Origin of the sequence: Kitasatospora sp. NPDC051164 (assembly GCF_044455625.1) — a bacterium.
Lineage (GTDB): Bacteria > Actinomycetota > Actinomycetes > Streptomycetales > Streptomycetaceae > Kitasatospora.
Genome location: NZ_JBITFB010000030.1, coordinates 64092 through 80074, shown reverse-complemented (window position 1 = coordinate 80074; position 15983 = coordinate 64092). Strand labels below are relative to the sequence as shown.

Annotated in this window: 14 protein-coding genes; 5 read left to right on the top strand and 9 right to left on the bottom strand. The window is 68.3% G+C overall.

Going from position 1 to position 15983, the window contains the following annotated elements; all coding sequences use genetic code 11:
- Positions 1-14 precede the first annotated feature (14 nt).
- A complete protein-coding gene (locus tag ACIBEC_RS36010) occupies positions 15-782 on the top strand; it encodes a GntR family transcriptional regulator (protein WP_360504140.1) in 768 nt (255 codons plus the stop codon).
- A gap of 420 nt (positions 783-1202) precedes the next feature.
- Here the strand turns inward: ACIBEC_RS36010 and ACIBEC_RS36005 are convergent, their stop codons facing one another.
- The 6 genes from ACIBEC_RS36005 to ACIBEC_RS35980 form a co-directional block, all read right to left on the bottom strand.
- Complete coding sequence (locus tag ACIBEC_RS36005) at positions 1203-1694, bottom strand: hypothetical protein (RefSeq protein WP_360504138.1); 492 nt, start codon at positions 1692-1694, stop codon at positions 1203-1205.
- Between the two features lie 8 nt (positions 1695-1702).
- Complete coding sequence (locus tag ACIBEC_RS36000) at positions 1703-3205, bottom strand: RNA-directed DNA polymerase (protein ID WP_360504136.1); 1503 nt, start codon at positions 3203-3205, stop codon at positions 1703-1705.
- 499 nt (positions 3206-3704) lie between these two features.
- Complete coding sequence (locus tag ACIBEC_RS35995; protein ID WP_360504134.1) at positions 3705-3998, bottom strand: hypothetical protein; 294 nt, start codon at positions 3996-3998, stop codon at positions 3705-3707.
- 161 nt (positions 3999-4159) lie between these two features.
- Positions 4160-4327 carry a hypothetical protein gene (locus tag ACIBEC_RS35990; protein WP_360504132.1) on the bottom strand — a complete coding sequence of 56 codons (168 nt, stop codon included), beginning with the start codon at positions 4325-4327 and terminating at the stop codon, positions 4160-4162.
- A gap of 116 nt (positions 4328-4443) precedes the next feature.
- Positions 4444-4707 carry a hypothetical protein gene (locus tag ACIBEC_RS35985; RefSeq protein ID WP_360504130.1) on the bottom strand — a complete coding sequence of 88 codons (264 nt, stop codon included), beginning with the start codon at positions 4705-4707 and terminating at the stop codon, positions 4444-4446.
- A gap of 208 nt (positions 4708-4915) precedes the next feature.
- Complete coding sequence (locus ACIBEC_RS35980; RefSeq protein ID WP_360504128.1) at positions 4916-5380, bottom strand: ATP-binding protein; 465 nt, start codon at positions 5378-5380, stop codon at positions 4916-4918.
- 173 nt (positions 5381-5553) lie between these two features.
- Here ACIBEC_RS35980 and ACIBEC_RS35975 point away from each other — a divergent pair, with 173 nt between their 5' ends.
- The 3 genes from ACIBEC_RS35975 to ACIBEC_RS35965 all read left to right on the top strand — a co-directional run bounded on the left by ACIBEC_RS35975 (position 5554) and on the right by ACIBEC_RS35965 (position 8201).
- Positions 5554-6828, top strand: a complete 1275-nt coding sequence (locus ACIBEC_RS35975; RefSeq protein WP_360504126.1) for a hypothetical protein — start codon at positions 5554-5556, stop codon at positions 6826-6828.
- A gap of 25 nt (positions 6829-6853) precedes the next feature.
- A complete protein-coding gene (locus tag ACIBEC_RS35970; protein ID WP_360504124.1) occupies positions 6854-7567 on the top strand; it encodes a creatininase family protein in 714 nt (237 codons plus the stop codon).
- A 463-nt stretch (positions 7568-8030) separates the two neighbouring features.
- Positions 8031-8201, top strand: coding sequence for a hypothetical protein (locus ACIBEC_RS35965; RefSeq protein ID WP_360504122.1), 171 nt, complete (start codon positions 8031-8033; stop codon positions 8199-8201).
- 339 nt (positions 8202-8540) lie between these two features.
- Here the strand turns inward: ACIBEC_RS35965 and ACIBEC_RS35960 are convergent, their stop codons facing one another.
- Complete coding sequence (locus ACIBEC_RS35960) at positions 8541-10484, bottom strand: TIGR03960 family B12-binding radical SAM protein (protein WP_360504120.1); 1944 nt, start codon at positions 10482-10484, stop codon at positions 8541-8543.
- A gap of 491 nt (positions 10485-10975) precedes the next feature.
- Between ACIBEC_RS35960 and ACIBEC_RS35955 the strand changes: the two genes are divergently transcribed.
- The gene (locus ACIBEC_RS35955; protein ID WP_360504118.1) at positions 10976-12277 is read left to right on the top strand and encodes a M14 family zinc carboxypeptidase; all 1302 of its coding nucleotides are present in this window, start codon (positions 10976-10978) and stop codon (positions 12275-12277) included.
- 146 nt (positions 12278-12423) lie between these two features.
- Here ACIBEC_RS35955 and rodA read toward each other — a convergent pair whose 3' ends face one another.
- Together rodA and mrdA are read right to left on the bottom strand one after the other, a co-directional pair.
- Positions 12424-13623 carry a rod shape-determining protein RodA gene (gene rodA / locus ACIBEC_RS35950; protein WP_360504116.1) on the bottom strand — a complete coding sequence of 400 codons (1200 nt, stop codon included), beginning with the start codon at positions 13621-13623 and terminating at the stop codon, positions 12424-12426.
- The gene (mrdA, locus tag ACIBEC_RS35945; protein ID WP_360504114.1) at positions 13620-15983 is read right to left on the bottom strand and encodes a penicillin-binding protein 2; all 2364 of its coding nucleotides are present in this window, start codon (positions 15981-15983) and stop codon (positions 13620-13622) included. Before mrdA ends, rodA begins: the two co-directional genes overlap by 4 nt.

Below are 15983 nucleotides of genomic sequence, written 5' to 3'. Positions count from 1 at the left end.
AAGGGGTCAACACGATGGCGATCATCCGGAACGAGGCACTGCACAAGCAGGTGGCCGCAGCCATGCGACAGTCCATCGCCACCGGCGAGTGGCCGCCCGGAACGCAGCTGCCGACGGAGACCGATCTCGCCCAGAAGTACGGCGTGTCCCGACCGACCGTCAGGCTCGCCGTCGCCGCGCTCCGCAGCGAGGGCCAGTTGGACGTGAAGCAAGGCCGCGGCACCTTCGTCCGCACCGCCGTCCACGGCCCGGCCGGCAGCCTGGACCGCACCATCACCACTCAGGGCAGCACTTACTCAACGCCCATCGACGCCTGGTTCGGACACTCCGAGGAGCCCACGGTCTACCGAACCCGCACCGACGCGATCACCGCGCCGCTGCTGGAGATGGACCAGGACGAACTCATGCTCGGCTGCGACCGCCTCATCACCGACCCCACCGGCGACGGCCGCGCCCTCCACCGCCTCCTGCTCCCCATGGAACGCATCGAGGCCACCCCACTCGCCCAACAGCCCGCCGCCATCCCGGCCGAGGCCTACGCGCTCCTCGCCACCGCCGGCCACAACATCGCCTGGCACGAGCGAGTCACCGCCCGCATCCCCCAGCCCGACGAGCGCGAAGCCCTCCACCTCTCCGAAGCCGCCGTCCTCCTGGTCGCCCACCGCATCACCTACGACCAGGCCACCAGCCGCCCCCTCATCCTCGAAGAGACCCGCCTCGGCGCCGAAACCACCGCGCTCACCTACGCCATCGAGGCCCGAACCGCCAAGGCCACCAGCTAACCACCAGGCACAACCCAGCCCCCACGTCCACACCGGGCGCGGGGGCTGTCGCAACTCTTCTTCACTTACTCAAGGGGCGCGCACAGCGCGCCAGCGCGCGGCCCTGCCGCTCGCCGTCGCTCCTGTCTGCGCCCCGCTTCGGCGGCGGCCGGCCGCGCCCACCGAACGTGCAGCGGCCCAGAAAACGCCGAGGTCAGAACCCGTCGTGGCTGGGGCCGGGCGGCTCCGCGGTTTTACCCACCTCCCCGGACCGGGACCCGCGTCGAGCAAGACCGGGGGGCCACTCGGCCAAACTGCGGTCAGGCCCAAAAGCCCTGACCGAGTCGCAGCAGCTTACGGCCCCCCGATCATGCTCGACCCCAGCCCGGGCAGGACACCGGCCAAAACCGCTCCGCCGCCCGTATCTGCGGCAGCGTAAGTTTAGGAGGCCCTTCCTTGCTGGATTCTTCTGCGCGCAAACTCGAATGAGCGGTTGGGTACTGGGGAGTCAGTGGACACGATTTGAAGATATTCCGAATTCAGCTTCTGCAGCCTGTCCAGGGCGCCAGGCAGGTCGATTTCTGCCGAAACAAGCCGCAACTCAAGCTTTATTTTATGGCGCAATGTTGTGTAGGATCTTGCAGAGCTGAGAAAGTCGGTAGCCTTTTTGGTTCCGCCAAGGAAAGAGGCGGTTGCTGCTACCGCTCCAGAAACTGCAGAGAGCGCGCCCCATTCGGGGTGTGAAGCCATTGCAGAAATAAACCCAGAAATAGCAGAGGTACATGCCGGCAGGAAAGTCATGAGCCTGCCCCAAAGCTCGGCCCGTTTCGATGCCTCAAAGTACGCCTGGGCACTATACAGGCAGTTTTGATGCATTTCCTCCAGCTGGGAAATAATTGAATCAGATTGAGCTTGAGTAGGCGGTGTCGTCATGAGGACTCCTAGGAAACTGGGATGCGCGGCCCGCTGCGCAGATATCTGCACACCCATTTAAGCTCTGGAAAATATTCTTCAACGTCATTCAAGTAGCGCTCGGAGAGGTTTCCGGATTCATAAAGGGCCATCAGCAGAGCTCTTCGCATTGTGATGCTCGGCTCTTCCTCGAACTTGTGCCGAAGAAGCTGCGACTCCGCAAAGGAAGCGGCTCTGCCGAGGTACCTCCCGGCGAACTCGCGTGGAAAATCCTCACGATTTCTGTCTTCGAGGATATTCCAAGCCGAATCCTTGATTCGGGCATCGGTGAGCCCATGTCCCGTGGAGAGGAAGTAGCGGAGAATCCGCTGCTCCAGATAGGGGAAGCTTGAGCTGGCTCCGGAGGTCAAAAACCCAGAAAGCTTTCGCTGAATTTCTAGAGTCCGTCCACGGCATGCTTTCAGGTACCGAAATACTTCACCGGATACGTGTGCGAGGAAGGGGAGAGAATCCAGGCACCAGCTGACAGCGTAGTCATCCTTAAGCTTGGCCAGCCGATTTATGACAAACCGTATTGCGCTGGTGTCCAGTGAGTCGCTCTTGCTGATCTCATCGAAGTATTGGCGTACGTCGTCGCGCGCGCTAGGGGTGCCCAAATCGCAAGCCGAAGATAGGGATGCTTTGCGAGGGTCGTGAATTCGCCTCAAAGCATCCTCTGGCTCTAGGATTTCAGTTTTATGAGCAGATATAGAAAGTCGGCGCGCGCGAAGGATTCTATTGATTTCGCCGACTACATCCCGTAGCTCCGTCCAGTCCCGATGAAATATTCTCATATCGTCGGAATAGCGAAGAAAGGAAACCTCAATCTTTGCCAGAAATTCGTCGATAGGGGCAAGGTAGAGATTTGCTAGAATTCCGGAAGCATTGGAGCCCTGCGGCAAGCCCCAAGCATGATTGATCCGTTGAAAGCTAGTGAGGAACCTTGTCAGGTTCTGCGCCGTATGCCGACTTTGCATTAGGCAAGAAAGGTCATCTGCGAGAATATCGACGTCTATGTGTTCATAGAAGGATGACACGTCCAGGGTGGCCATGCGAAGCCAGCTGTCTGCCTCCAGCCGCCGCCGCGAGATTCTCTGCATGCGCCGCCAGGGTTGCAGCCAGAATTCAAGTCTATTGAATCTGTGATTCCAGCGATAGCTAAATACTTCTTTTCTGATCTGCTGATCGACTTTGGGTGCTATGGAGAAGACGAGGGCATCGTAGATCAATCGATCCCTGGCTGAGAATCGAGCAAGCGGCCGGAAAGTAATTGAGTTCTTGGGATAGTCAACAATTTCGGTATGCCGGGGGATGCAGTCGCCGTTGCGAATTGAGGACTCCAGGGTTTCCTTATATCCCTTTGACCATTGATCATCGATGTCCGCATAGCCGGCGACGTCCGGGATTTCCGAGAAATCTTGATCGCTGATCAATAGATGCTTGGCGGTAGTGAGCGCCTGGGCCAGCACCGTCTCTGCCGCTGGCTTCCCCATCGCGCACTCCCCCTGACTGAGCAATCGATAGGATGATAGAGGAATATGTGGGTGTCCAGGGCAAGAACCTTGCGGCCACGGTGGGCCTGCGTGGAGAAACGGTGACTGAGGCAGGCATCGGTACGAGGGCGGCTCTGGAGTGGGACAGCAGTCTGCCTGCTTGCGAGTGGAGTGGAAGCCGTGCCAACCAGTACTCGACTGGACTTGACCTCATCTCACGTCCTGCGTACTCGCGCGGAGCGCAGGCGTGGTTGTGGTGTAGTCGAGGGTGCGGTCGTGCCACTGGCGTGCCAGAACGGGTGGTGCGTGGCGGTCAGTCGCGGGCGCCGGCGGGGCGGCGGCCGAGGAACGTGCAGGTCGGGCGCGGCTCAGGCCAGGGCGGGTGGGCACGCCAAGCCTTGTAAAGCGGGGGTCGAGACGGTCTCCTTTCGTCTCTCATCGCTGGACCTCGACATGGTCTGAAAGACCAGGGCAGGCGAGATGCGTGCCCTGGCCCCTGTCACGTCAGCTCGTCGCGGGCGTTGGCGGCAAGACAGAGCAGCTCCTTGAGGCTCATCCACCCGTCCAGTACGCCCTCCAGGCGGACCAGCGCGCCGCCCTGTACGTCGGTGTCGGCGATCGCCCGCAGCTGCAAGCGGTCCACGCCGCACGCTGCCAGCAGAGAGTTCACCTCGTCGGCCGTCCGTCTCGCCACGCGCCAGCCGGCGGCGTAGTCCACCCCCGGCAGCCATACCCACGAGTCCGGGTCGAGGCTCGCCGCCAACTCCGCACCGAAGTCGTCGTCCCCGTCCAACTGTTCTTCAACTCCCCTGGTCAAGAACCGAACCGGCCATCCGTGCACAGACATGCCGAGGAGCCCGATACCATCGGCATCGGGTTCCGACCCACCGGACCACCCCTCTCCCGCCAAGGTTCCGGGGTGGTCCGGCACGTCTTCAGTTGTCCCTGATCAGGTCAGGTACGGTCCCGGGTCGGCTGCTCGCAGCCGAAGATCCGTCGGAACAGCTCCGCCTCGGTCAGGTCGAGCAGCGGGTCATCAACGCCAGCCATCTCCCGCCAGATCTGCCGCGTGAGCAGCAACCGCTGTTCTTCGGCGAACCCAGGCTCGGCGAACCACGCCACGGCGTCACGGTGCGCAGCCCGCCGACTTGGCGAGACGGCCCGCGCCGGCCAGGAGAACTGGCCGTTCAGCAACCACCAGGTCGAGATCCGGTCCCGCCAGGCCCGCAGGTGCCGGATCACCGGGACGTCCCGGGGCCGGCGGGGTACAGGCGGACCACGGTCGGGGTCAGGTCGAGGAAGGCCAGGGCCCGCACCTCGCCGTACGTCGCGAGCCGGTGACCGACCGACTGCGTCTCCGACGGTCCGAACAGCTCGGCGAAGTAGCCGTGCTGGTCCGGGCTGAGCGGAAGCGCGTCGAGCGTCTTCAGCAGCGCGGCCATCGCGTCCGGCAGCCTGCTGAAGCGCGCGGGCGCCGTGACACCTCGAACTTCCGCGATCACGGGGAAGGGGTACGGGGAGGCCGCCTCAGCCGCGGGCCCGCCGTGCTCTCCAAGCGGCATCACTTCCCCGACACCTCCCCCGCGCGGCGCGGGTGCCACCTGTGGACGCCGACCGTCTGACCGTTCACCACGATGGTCCGGGTCAGCGCCTTGCTCAGCCCCGCACCGCAGTAGAAGCACCGCGACGCCGCCCCGGACGCCCTCCTGCTCATTCCACACCGCCTTCCGGGCCCACCAGGGCCCAAACGATCTTTCCGATGCCTTCGGGCCTGGGCTCGAAGCCCCACTCCAGGGACAGGGCTTCCACCAGGAACAGCCCTCGTCCCGAGAGGTCTTCCGGGTCGGTGGCGCGTCGGATCGCGGGCTTTTCGCTGCTCGCGTCGTGCACCTCGATGCGCAGGTGATCGCAGACCATCTCGAACCGAACGGCGATCTCGCGCCCGGGCGAAACCCGCGCGTGCACAACCGAGTTGGTCACCAGTTCCCCCAGCACCAGCTGGCCGTCGCCCATGAGGGCCATGCCGCCCGGTACCTTCTGCAGGAACTCACGCAGGTGGTTCCTGGCCACCTTGGCGGACCGCCTGTGTCGCGTGAGCTTCTTCTCGAACGCGGGTATTCCATCGGCCGGCTTGTAGGGTTCGGAGCCGTCTTGGGGTTGTCCCGAGCTGATCACGTGCACCGCCTCCCGATGCCCAAAGGGCGGCCCGAACCTGGACGTTCCGGCCCTTGACGCCAGGTTGCCGGGAGGGAATGCGGACTTCGTACCCAAGCTGGTTACCCAATGTGGGTAAACTCACAGGTAATCAACTTCCTTGCAGCGGCTGCTGATCGACAGCGGGGGCAGTGGTGACCGAGGCTCGCGTACCGGACCGGCTCCCAGCGGGTCTGCTGTCCAACCCCGAGATGATCGCCGCGTGTCGAAGACGAGACTTCGCCGCCGTGTTCCGGTCGCTCAAGTTGGCGGGGATCTACCCGTCGCTCATCGCTCGCGCCTGTGACATGACACCGAGCCGGGTCGGTGAGGTCATGTCCGGGAAGCGCAAGATCGAGAAGATCGATCTCATCGAGCGGATCGCCGACGGCCTTCACATCCCAGGCGGCATGCTCGGCTTGGCTTCTCGGACATGGGAGCAGGAAGCCCTGGTCCCGCAGCCCCGTCGCCGCCCACCGGAGCCATCCGCCGGCGGGCAGGGCCTCAACGCGCCGATCGACCCCGAACTCTTCGTCAGTCACCTGCGCGGTGCGATGCCCGGCCACTACAAGGCCGCGAACCTGCTCGGTTCCCGCCACGCGCTCGACGCCGTGACGCGGCACGTCCAGCTGCTCGACCGTCTCCAGCAGGACGCCGGCGGTCGCGCCCGCGACGAACTCCTCACCATCGGCGCCCGCACCGCCGAGTTCCTGGGCTGGCTGAACCAGGACCTCGGGCACTTCGAGCGGGCCCTGTACTGGTCGGACCGCGCGATGGAGTGGGCTCAGGAGGCCGGCGACGACGTGATGGCCGCGTACGTGCTCTTCCGGAAGAGCAACCAGGCCACCGCCCAGCGCAACGCCCAGAAGGCCGTCAGTCTCGCCCGCGCGGCCCAACGGTCCGTCGGGGCCACACACCGAATCCGGGCACTGGCCGCGCAGCAGGAAGCGCAGGGCCACGCGATGATGGGCAACCCGCGCTTCGCGCAGGCGAAGTTCGACGAGGCTCACGAGGTCGCCGCCGCGCCGGACGACTCGCACGCCGCCGACGACGCTCTTGATCTCGCGTACTGCACGCCGACCTACATCGAGATGCAGCGTGCGAACTGCCTGATCGAGCTGGGCGACCCGCACACGGCCGTGGGCATGTTCGAGGCGGAGCTCCGGGTTCTGCCACCGGTCTACCGCAACGACCAGGGTGTCTATCTCTCCCGGCTGGCACGCGCCTACGCGGTGTCCGGTGAACCCGAGCAAGCGGCCGCCGCGGCGGACCGCGCGCTGTCGATCGCCGTCGACACCGAGTCGGCGCGCGCGATGTCAGAGCTCTCCTCCGCCGGCAAGGCCCTCCAGCGGTGGAGCGCCGTACCCGAAGTAGCCACCTTCATCAGCCGCTTGGCCCTGATGAGCAGCGGGAGCCCTCTCGACCGCTGACGGCCCTATGGGAGAGGCTGAGCCCATGGACGCACTGATCACGGCCGCCACCTCCGCAGACGAGCGTCGGCGCGGCGCCAAGATCGCCGTGCTGCCGGTCGGCAGCTTCGAACAGCACGGCGACCACCTGCCGCTGACCACCGACACCGTCGTCGCCAGCCTCATCGCCCAGCGGATCGCCACCGACTACGACCTGTTCCTCCTGCCACCCATCACGCTGTCCTGCTCCCACGAGCACGCCCACATGCCGGGGACCGTCAGCATCAGCGCCGCCACGCTCTACGCCGTGATCAACGACACATGGAAGTCCCTCCGGGGGTCCGGAGTCCCCGGCCTGTTGATCGTGAACGGCCACGGCGGGAACTACGTGCTCTCGAACGTGGTCCAGGAGGCCAACACCGAGGGCCCGCGCCTCGCCCTCTTCCCGGTCCGTGAGGACTGGCACCAGGCCCGCGAGGCCGCCCGGCTGGAGAGCAGCGGCGCCGAGGACATGCATGGCGGCGAGTTGGAGGTGTCCCTCCTCCTCCACGGCGCGCCCAACCTTGTCCGCGAGGGCATCGAGGGCGACGACCACGACGCCCCGGAGCGCCCTCACCTCCTCACCCTGGGCATGGCCGGCTACACCCGGAACGGCATCATCGGCCGCCCCTCGCTCGGGACTGCCGAGAAGGGCAAGGCACTCCTGGAGAGCCTGTCCCGCTCGGCCGCCGCCCACCTGTCACTCATCGGTGGTAGCTGAGAGCTACGGGTCATCGCTCAAAAGTGGGTGTTCGAGCCACACGAGCAAACCGCCCACCACGGTTGCGGAGTAGAGCGCAGGGCACTCCTCTGACATGGATTCAGGGTTAGCCGCTGTAGTCGGCGCGGCCATCGGCATGCTCGGGGGCGCCGGGGGTGGGTGGCTCACAGTCGTCGGTCAGGCCCGACATCAGGAGCGCCAGCAGCGCATAGATCAACAACATCGGCTGGAGGAGGTTCGCCGAGAGGCGTACAGCGCGTGCATCAGTGCGTCGAAGCAGGTGTCGGCTCGCTGGTGGCGGGTCGCGGACCGGCTCCGCACGAGCGGCACCACACCAGACCAGTGGGAGACAGAGGTTGCCCAGGCACACGCGGCCTGGGTTCCATTCAGCGCCGCGGTATCCACGGTCGCGGTCGTCGGGCCAGGTCACGTGGCAGAGGCTGCTGAGATCCTCCGGCGTGCCATGTACACGCTGGATCAAGCAGCTACCGCATGGCACGAAGCGGCACGCGAAGCAGGCCACGGCCATCTGGCCGACTTCGATAGTCGCTACATGGACGCGGTGGCCGGAAAGAGGGAACCCGGACGGATCTTCCAGCGGGCAGCCCGGGAAGCTCTCAACGCCGAGACGTGATCCGGCACGGCGACGAGCGGGCTGTGCGATCCACGGAGCAGCGACTCGCGGCCGCCCGGACCGAGTAACGCAGGAGCCCTCCCCGAACGAATCGGGGAGGGCTCTACGCGTGCTCTCAAGGGGTCAGACCCACTCGATCGAGGACTCGATGCCCGGGGCACTCCGGGCGGCGGGCAGAGGGGTCCTCCGGCCGCCTTGCCGGGCCTCCCCGGGGGTGGGGGCGGGCCCGTCCGGGGCGCGCGTCATGCCGAGCGCGCCCAGGACGAACTCCCGCTCCCCCTCCGAGAGGCTGTGAAGTAAGTCACACAGATCGCTGACCGTGTCACTCACGCCAGCCGCCTACTTCTGCTGGTCAGCGCCGCCGACTACAGTCAGCGGGAGCAGCTTCTTGCCCGTCGGGCCGATTTGTATGGCCGTGTCCATCTGCGGGCATACGCCGCAGTCGAAGCACGGCGTCCAGCGGCAGTCGTCGACCTCGACCTCCTCCAGCGCGTCCTGCCAGTCCTCCCAGAGCCAGTCCTTGTCGAGGCCGCTGTCCAGGTGGTCCCAGGGCAGCACCTCCTCGTAGGTGCGCTCGCGGGTGGTGTACCAGTCGACGTCGACGCCGGTGCCGGCCAGGCCCTTCTCGGCGCAGGCCATCCAGCGGTCGTACGAGAAGTACTCGCGCCAGCCGTCGAAGCGGCCGCCGTCCTCGTAGACCGCGCGGATGACCGCGCCGATCCGGCGGTCGCCGCGGGACAGGAGGCCCTCGATGATGCCCGGCTTGCCGTCGTGGTAGCGGTAGCCGATGTTCTTGCCGTACTTGCGGTCGCCGCGGATCGAGTCGCGCAGCTTGGCCAGGCGGGCGTCGGTGGCCTCGGCGGACAGCTGCGGGGCCCACTGGAACGGGGTGTGCGGCTTGGGCACGAACCCGCCGATGGAGACGGTGCAGCGGATGTCGTTCTGGCCGGTGACCTCGCGGCCCTTCTGGATGACGTTCTTCGCCATCTCGCCGATCTGGAGCACGTCCTCGTCGGTCTCGGTGGGCAGGCCGCACATGAAGTACAGCTTCACCTGGCGCCAGCCGTTGCCGTAGGCGGTGGCGACGGTGCGGATCAGGTCCTCCTCCGACACCATCTTGTTGATCACCTTGCGCATGCGCTCGCTGCCGCCCTCGGGGGCGAAGGTGAGGCCCGAGCGGCGTCCGTTGCGGGACAGCTCGTTGGCGAGGTCGATGTTGAAGGCGTCGACGCGGGTGGACGGCAGCGACAGGCCGATCTTGTCCTCGGTGTAGCGGTCCGCCAGGCCCTTGGCGATGTCGCCGATCTCGGTGTGGTCGGCGCTGGACAGCGACAGCAGGCCGACCTCCTCGAAGCCGGTCGCCTTCAGTCCGCGCTCGACCATCTCGCCGATGCCGGTGATGCTTCGCTCCCGCACGGGGCGCGTGATCATGCCGGCCTGGCAGAAGCGGCAGCCGCGGGTGCAGCCGCGGAAGATCTCCACGGACATCCGCTCGTGCACGGTCTCCGCGAGCGGGACGAGCGGCTGCTTGGGGTAGGGCCACTCGTCCAGGTCCATCACGGTGTGCTTGGACACCCGCCACGGCACACCGGGGGCGTTCGGCACGACACGGGCGATCCGGCCGTCGGCCAGGTACTCCACGTCGTAGAACCTCGGCACGTAGAACCCGCCGGTCCGGGCGAGGCGCAGCAGCACCTCGTCGCGCCCGCCGGGGCGGCCCTCGGCCTTCCAGGCCCGGATGATCTCGGTCATGTCGAGGACGGCCTGCTCGCCGTCGCCGACCACCGCGCAGTCGATGAAGTCCGCGATCGGCTCCGGGTTGAAGGCCGCGTGGCCGCCGGCGAGGACGATCGGGTCCTCGTCGGTGCGGTCCTTGGCCTCCAGCGGGATGCCGGCCAGGTCGAGCGCGGTCAGCATGTTGGTGTAGCCGAGCTCGGTGGAGAACGAGAGGCCGAACACGTCGAAGGCCTTCACCGGGCGGTGGGCGTCGACGGTGAACTGCGGGACGTCGTGCTCGCGCATCAGCGCCTCGAGGTCCGGCCAGACGCTGTAGGTGCGCTCGGCGAGCACGCCCTCGCGCTCGTTCAGCACCTCGTAGAGGATCATGACGCCCTGGTTGGGCAGGCCGACCTCGTAGGCGTCGGGGTACATCAGCGCCCAGCGGACGTCGCAGGCGTCCCAGTCCTTGACGGTCGAGTTGAGCTCGCCGCCGACGTACTGGATCGGCTTCTGGACGTGCGGGAGGAGGGCCTCCAGGCGTGGGAAGACCGATTCGACAGTCATGTACTAGGAACCCTTACGACGTGATTCGGTGCCGCGAGTCGGCACGGGAGGGGTGACCCTCAAGGGTAGCCCAATCCGGGGACGGGCCGGTTTGCCCCGGAGCACGGGCCCTCCGTGCCCCGGCGCGACCGGCCGTTCGGCACCCGCCCCGGCACGCGCAGTGCGCGCCCGCCGCCCGGCGCCGTCCGCCGTTGACATGCCCGGACGGCCCGTGCGGTACTGACGGGGCTCCGCCAAGGAGGCCTGTGCCCCTTCCGGACAAGGGAGTTGGGTCGTACGCTCGGCCCTCGTCGGAGTTCCCCCCGGCGCTGCCCTCTCCCGCCCCCCGCACACGGCCCCGTCCACCCTCACCAGGCCCGTCCCGTGTCCGCCCGGCCGCCGTCCCCGGCCCGCGGTGCCCCGTCCTCCGCCCGCGCTCCGTGCCCGGCGGCGCACCACCGCGTCCGCGCCCCGGCGGCCGTACGATCCGTACGACCGGCGCAAGGAGAACCATGACCGACACCGGTCGGCGGATCCGCCCCCTCCGACCCCTCGACGCCCGGCCGGCCCGCTACCCCACGCCGGCCCAGGCCGAGTGCGCCGCCCGGCGGCTCGCCCTGCGCCATCCGGACCGCTGCCGGCTGCGCGAGGTGGGCCGCTCCCGGGCCGGGCGCCCGCTGCTGCTGCTCTCGGTCGACCGCGGCCCGCGCGCCGTGCTCGTGGTCGGCGGCCCGCACCCCAACGAGCCGGTCGGCACCGCCGGGGCGGTCCGGCTGGCGGAGCTGCTGCTGGACCGCCCCGCCCGCCCCGGCCTCTCCTGGCACCTCCTGCTCTGCCTCGACCCGGACGGCGCCGCGCTCAACGCCGGCTGGCTGGACGGCCCGCTCTCCATGCGTCGCCACTACGAGCACTTCTTCCGCCCCGCCTTCGAGGAGCAGCCCGAGCTGCTGCCCGCCCCCGGCTCCGGCCGCCCGCCGATGCCGGAGAGCCTGGCGCTGACCGGCCTGATCGACGAGTTGCGCCCGTTCCTGCAGTGCTCGCTGCACGGGGTGGACTTCGGCGGCGCGTTCGTCCAGCTCACCGGCCCGGTGCCGGGCCTGGCCGAGCGCTTCGCGCGCTCCGCCGAACGGGCCGGCCTCCCGCTCGACGTGGATTCCTACGACGCGATCGGCTGGGCCAGCCCCGCCCCCGGCACGTACCTCATGCCCGCCCCGGGCAGTTCCGGGGTCTCCCGGGCGCTGCCGGACGAGCCCGAGCTGTCCACCTGGTCCTACGCCGCCCGGCACGGCGCGGTCACGGCCGTCCTGGAGGTCCCGATGTGGGCCGTGGACGCGGTCGGCGACGCCCGCCCCCACCCGGCCGGAGCGCGGGCCGTGACCGCCGCCGCCCGCGACCTCACCGCACGCGCCGAGGAGCTCACCGCCCTGCTCCCGTGGGTCCCCGCGCACGGCCACGAGGCGTACGGCCCGCTGGTGCGCACCGCCGAGTTCAGCCTGGCGGTGGCCCCGCGGGTGGCCGAGGAGTGGCTGGAGCGCTGGCGCCCCGAGCCGCTCTCGTCCTCGCGGGTGACCACCGCCGGGCTGGTGGCGGCCCGTCTGCCGCTGCGGGTCGCGTCGATCCTGCTGCGGCTGCTCGCGGACGCCCGGGGCCCGGGCGCGGAGGCCGCCCGCGAGCGCGCCCGCGCCGTCGTCACCGACAGCCTGGAGCGGCTGCGGCACCGCTTCGGCGCCCGCTGGGTGCCGGTCCAGGAGCAGCTGGCCCACCAGACCCGGGCCGTCCTCACCGCCGCCGACTGTCTGCTCCAGTCGACCTGACGCGCCGTCGGCAACGCGCTGGTCCGGCTCACCCGCGAGGACGCGAAGGGGCCGGCCCGGGATTCCCCGGACCGGCCCCTTCGCACACCCGCTCAGGCCCCTCGGACTGCTGCGACTGCTGCGACTGGTGCGACCGGTGCGACTGCTCAGGCCGCTATCGGCCGTTGGCTGCGAACCGCCTGGAGCAGCCCGATGGCCATCCAGTTCGCGAACATCGAGGACCCGCCGTACGAGACGAACGGCAGCGGGATGCCCGCGACCGGCATGATGCCCAGGCACATCCCGATGTTCTCGAAGGCCTGGAAGGACAGCCAGGCGATGACCCCGGCCGACACGATCGTGCCGTACAGGTCGGTCGCCTGCCGCGCGATCCGGCAGGCCCGCCACAGCACCACGCCGACCAGCAGGATGATCGCCAGTGCCCCGACGAAGCCCAGCTCCTCACCGGCGACGGTGAACACGAAGTCGGTCTGCTGCTCCGGCACGAACTGCCCGGTGGTCTGCGTCCCGTGGAACAGCCCCTTGCCGGTCAGCCCGCCGGAGCCGATCGCGATGCGGGCCTGCGCGGTGTTGTAGCCGACGCCGTTCGGGTCCAGCTGCGGGTTGGCGAAGGCGGCGAAGCGGTCGATCTGGTACTTGCTCAGCAGGCCGAACTTCCAGATCGCCACGCATCCGGCGGCGCCCATCACCAGCAGCCCGAGGACCCAGCGGTTCGCCGCGCCGGAGCCGAGCAGGATGCCCAGCACGATCGCGGCCATCACCATCACCGAGCCGGCATCCGGCATCAGCAGCACTATGCACATCGGCAGCCCGGCCCAGACCAGGCCGCGGAACACGGCCCGGTGCGAGGGGAACTCCCGTTCCCCCGCGTCCACCTGGTCCGCCAGCACGACCGCCATCGCCAGCACGATCCCCAGCTTCGCGAACTCGGCGGGCTGGATCGAGAAGCCGCCGCCGAGCTGGATCCACGAGTGCGCGCCGTTGATGGTCGAGCCCAGCGGGCTGAGCGTCGCCAGCAGCAGCAGGATCACGGCGACGTACAGGAACGGCACGATCGTGCGGAAGCGACGACTCCCTATCGCTATCACCACGGCGCACAGCACCAGCCCGACCACGAAGTTGGTCAGGTGCCGGTACAGGAAGTACTGCGGGTCCCCGTGGGTGAGCGAGTCGCGTCCGCGGGTGGCCGACCAGACCAGCAGCGAGCTGCCGGCCGAGAGGGCCAGCGCGGCCAACAGCAGTATCCAGTCCAGCCGCCAGAGCGGGGAGTCCTTGGCGAGGGCCTTGGAGACCCCGCGGCGCTGCGGGGCCAGCCGCAGCTGGCGGTAGGAGCCGTAGGAGGTCATGCCCGTCCCCTTCCCGGGCTTCGGCCGGGTTCGAGCGCGGCGTCGGCCGCGGTGTAGATCGCCGGACGGTCGGTCGGCGGTGCCTGGTCGAGGAAGGCCGCTGCCGGGGCCGGGTCCGCCTGCGCCGACGCCGCGTCGAGCAGCACCGGAGCCGGAGCCGAAGCCGGGGCCGGCACCAGGGCCGAAGCTTCCGCCACCTGGTCGGCAGAGGCCGACACCGGGGCCGACACCGGGGCCGGGTCGCCGGTGTAGGACGCCGGCTTGATGATCGCGGTGCCGTCCGGGTTGAACTTCGGCAGCTCGCCCTGCGGGACGGGCAGCAGCGCCTTGCCGTTGTCGATGTTGCCCTTGTCGTCCACGCCGTACAGCGCCTGGTAGATCCGGCGGACGGAGTCACCGGAACCGCCGGAGCCGGTGCCGCCCTGGCTGATCGTCATGATGATCGCGTAGTCCTTGCTGTACGTGGCCAGCCAGGAGGTGGTCTGCTTGCCCTCGACCTCGGCGGTGCCGGTCTTGGCGTGCAGCGCGATCTTGTCCTGCGGCCAGCCGGCCTGCGAGAACTTCCAGGCGGCAGTACCGCTCTTGACGACGCCCTCGGTGGCCTGGTTGATGTAGCTCAGCAGCTTCTGGTCGCCGGGGAACTTGGCGTCCGCCTGCGGGGCGATCTCGCGGACGAGATCCCCGCCCGGGCTTATCACCGCCTTGGCGATGGTCGGCCGGTAGAAGGTACCGCCGTTGGCCAGCGCCGAGTAGATCCGGGCCATCTGGACCGGGGTGACGAGGGTGTCGCCCTGGCCGATGGCGAAGTTGACGGCGTCACCGGCGCGCATCTGGTAGCCGTCGACGCAGTTCTCCCGGGCGATCTGGTCGGAGAAGCTGTTGCCGCCCTTCTTGGCCTGCGCGCACCAGGCGTCCTTGTTGTTGTCGTAGAAGGACTGCTTCCACTGCCGGTCCGGCACCCGGCCGGTCACCTCGGACGGCAGGTCGATGCCGGTCTTGGCGCCGAGGCCGAACTCGTGGGCGGTCTTGAAGAACCAGTCGCCCGGGTCCTTCTTCGGCTTGATGCCGCCGTCCTTCAGCCACTGGTCGTTGGCCAGACCGTAGAAGACGGTGTCGCAGGAGACCTCCAGCGCCTTCTCCAGCGTGATGGAGCCGAAGCTCTCGCTCTCGAAGTTCTTGAACTCGCGGCCGCCGATGGTCATGCTCTTGGGGCACGGGTAGGTGCCGTCCAGCGAGTAGCCGGCCTGCACGGCGGCGGTGGTGGAGATGACCTTGAAGGTCGAACCGGGGGCGGACTGACCCTGTATGGCCCGGTTCAGCAGCGGGAAGTTGGACTCCTTGCTGGTCAGCGACTGGTAGTCCTTGCCGCTGATGCCGCCGACCCAGAGGTTCGGGTCATAGGTCGGGGCGCTCGCCATGGCGATGATCCGCCCGGTGTGCACGTCCATCACCACGGCGGCGCCGGAGTCGGCCTCGTAGTTGCGGTTGGTGACCTTGTCGAAGGTGTTCCGGGCGTCCGCGATGGCCTGCGCCAGGTTGTCCTCGACCACCTTCTGCACCCGGGCGTCGATGCTGGTGACCAGGTTGTCGCCGGTCTGCGGGGCGACGGCACCAGCAGTGCCGATCACCCGGCCGAGGTTGTCCACCTCCAGCTTGGTGATGCCGGCGGTGCCGCGCAGGTCGCGGTCGTACACCGACTCCAGGCCGGCCCGGCCGATCTGGTCGGCCGGCAGGTAGCGGTCCAGGCCGCTCTTGTCGGCGGTCTTGCTGACCTCGTCGTCGGTGACCGGCGAGAGGTAGCCGAGCACCTGGGCCAGGTTGGCGCCCTCGGCTCCGGTGTAGCGGCGCACGGCGGTGGGCTGCGCGGTGATCCCGGGGAAGTCCTCGCGGCGCTCCATTATCTGCATCGCCTGCTGGGTGGTCGCTTCCTTGGTGACCGGGATCGGCTGGTAGGGCGAACCGTTCCAGCAGGGCTGCGGGGTCTTGGCGTCGCAGAGCCGGACCTTCTCCTGCACGTCCTTGGCGGGCATCCCCAGCACCTCGGCCAGCCGGGCCAGCACCGCCTTGCCGCCGTCCTTCTGCTGCAGCAGCGAGGTGCGGCTGACCGAGACCACCAGCCGGGTCTCGTTGCCGGCCAGTATCCGCCCGGAGGCGTCCAGGATCTCGCCGCGGACGGCCGGCTCGACCACCTCGCGGATGTGGTTGCCGGTCGCCTTGGCGGTGTACTCCTTGGCGTTGCGGATCTGCAGGTACCACAGCCGCCCGCCGAGGGTGGCGAGCAGCGACAGCACCAGGATCTGCAGCACCACCAGACGGATCGTCACCCGCCGGGTGCGGCCGGTCTCGGGGATGTTGCTCAC

Excerpts from the sequence above, each read along its gene's own strand:
- ACIBEC_RS36010 (WP_360504140.1), top strand. The coding sequence starts at position 15 with ATGGCGATCATCCGGAACGAGGCACTGCACAAGCAGGTGGCCGCAGCC.
- ACIBEC_RS36005 (WP_360504138.1), bottom strand. The coding sequence starts at position 1,694 with ATGACGACACCGCCTACTCAAGCTCAATCTGATTCAATTATTTCCCAG.
- ACIBEC_RS36000 (WP_360504136.1), bottom strand. The coding sequence starts at position 3,205 with ATGGGGAAGCCAGCGGCAGAGACGGTGCTGGCCCAGGCGCTCACTACC.
- ACIBEC_RS35970 (WP_360504124.1), top strand. The coding sequence starts at position 6,854 with ATGGACGCACTGATCACGGCCGCCACCTCCGCAGACGAGCGTCGGCGC.
- ACIBEC_RS35965 (WP_360504122.1), top strand. The coding sequence starts at position 8,031 with ATGTACACGCTGGATCAAGCAGCTACCGCATGGCACGAAGCGGCACGC.
- ACIBEC_RS35960 (WP_360504120.1), bottom strand. The coding sequence starts at position 10,484 with ATGACTGTCGAATCGGTCTTCCCACGCCTGGAGGCCCTCCTCCCGCAC.
- ACIBEC_RS35955 (WP_360504118.1), top strand. The coding sequence starts at position 10,976 with ATGACCGACACCGGTCGGCGGATCCGCCCCCTCCGACCCCTCGACGCC.
- rodA (WP_360504116.1), bottom strand. The coding sequence starts at position 13,623 with ATGACCTCCTACGGCTCCTACCGCCAGCTGCGGCTGGCCCCGCAGCGC.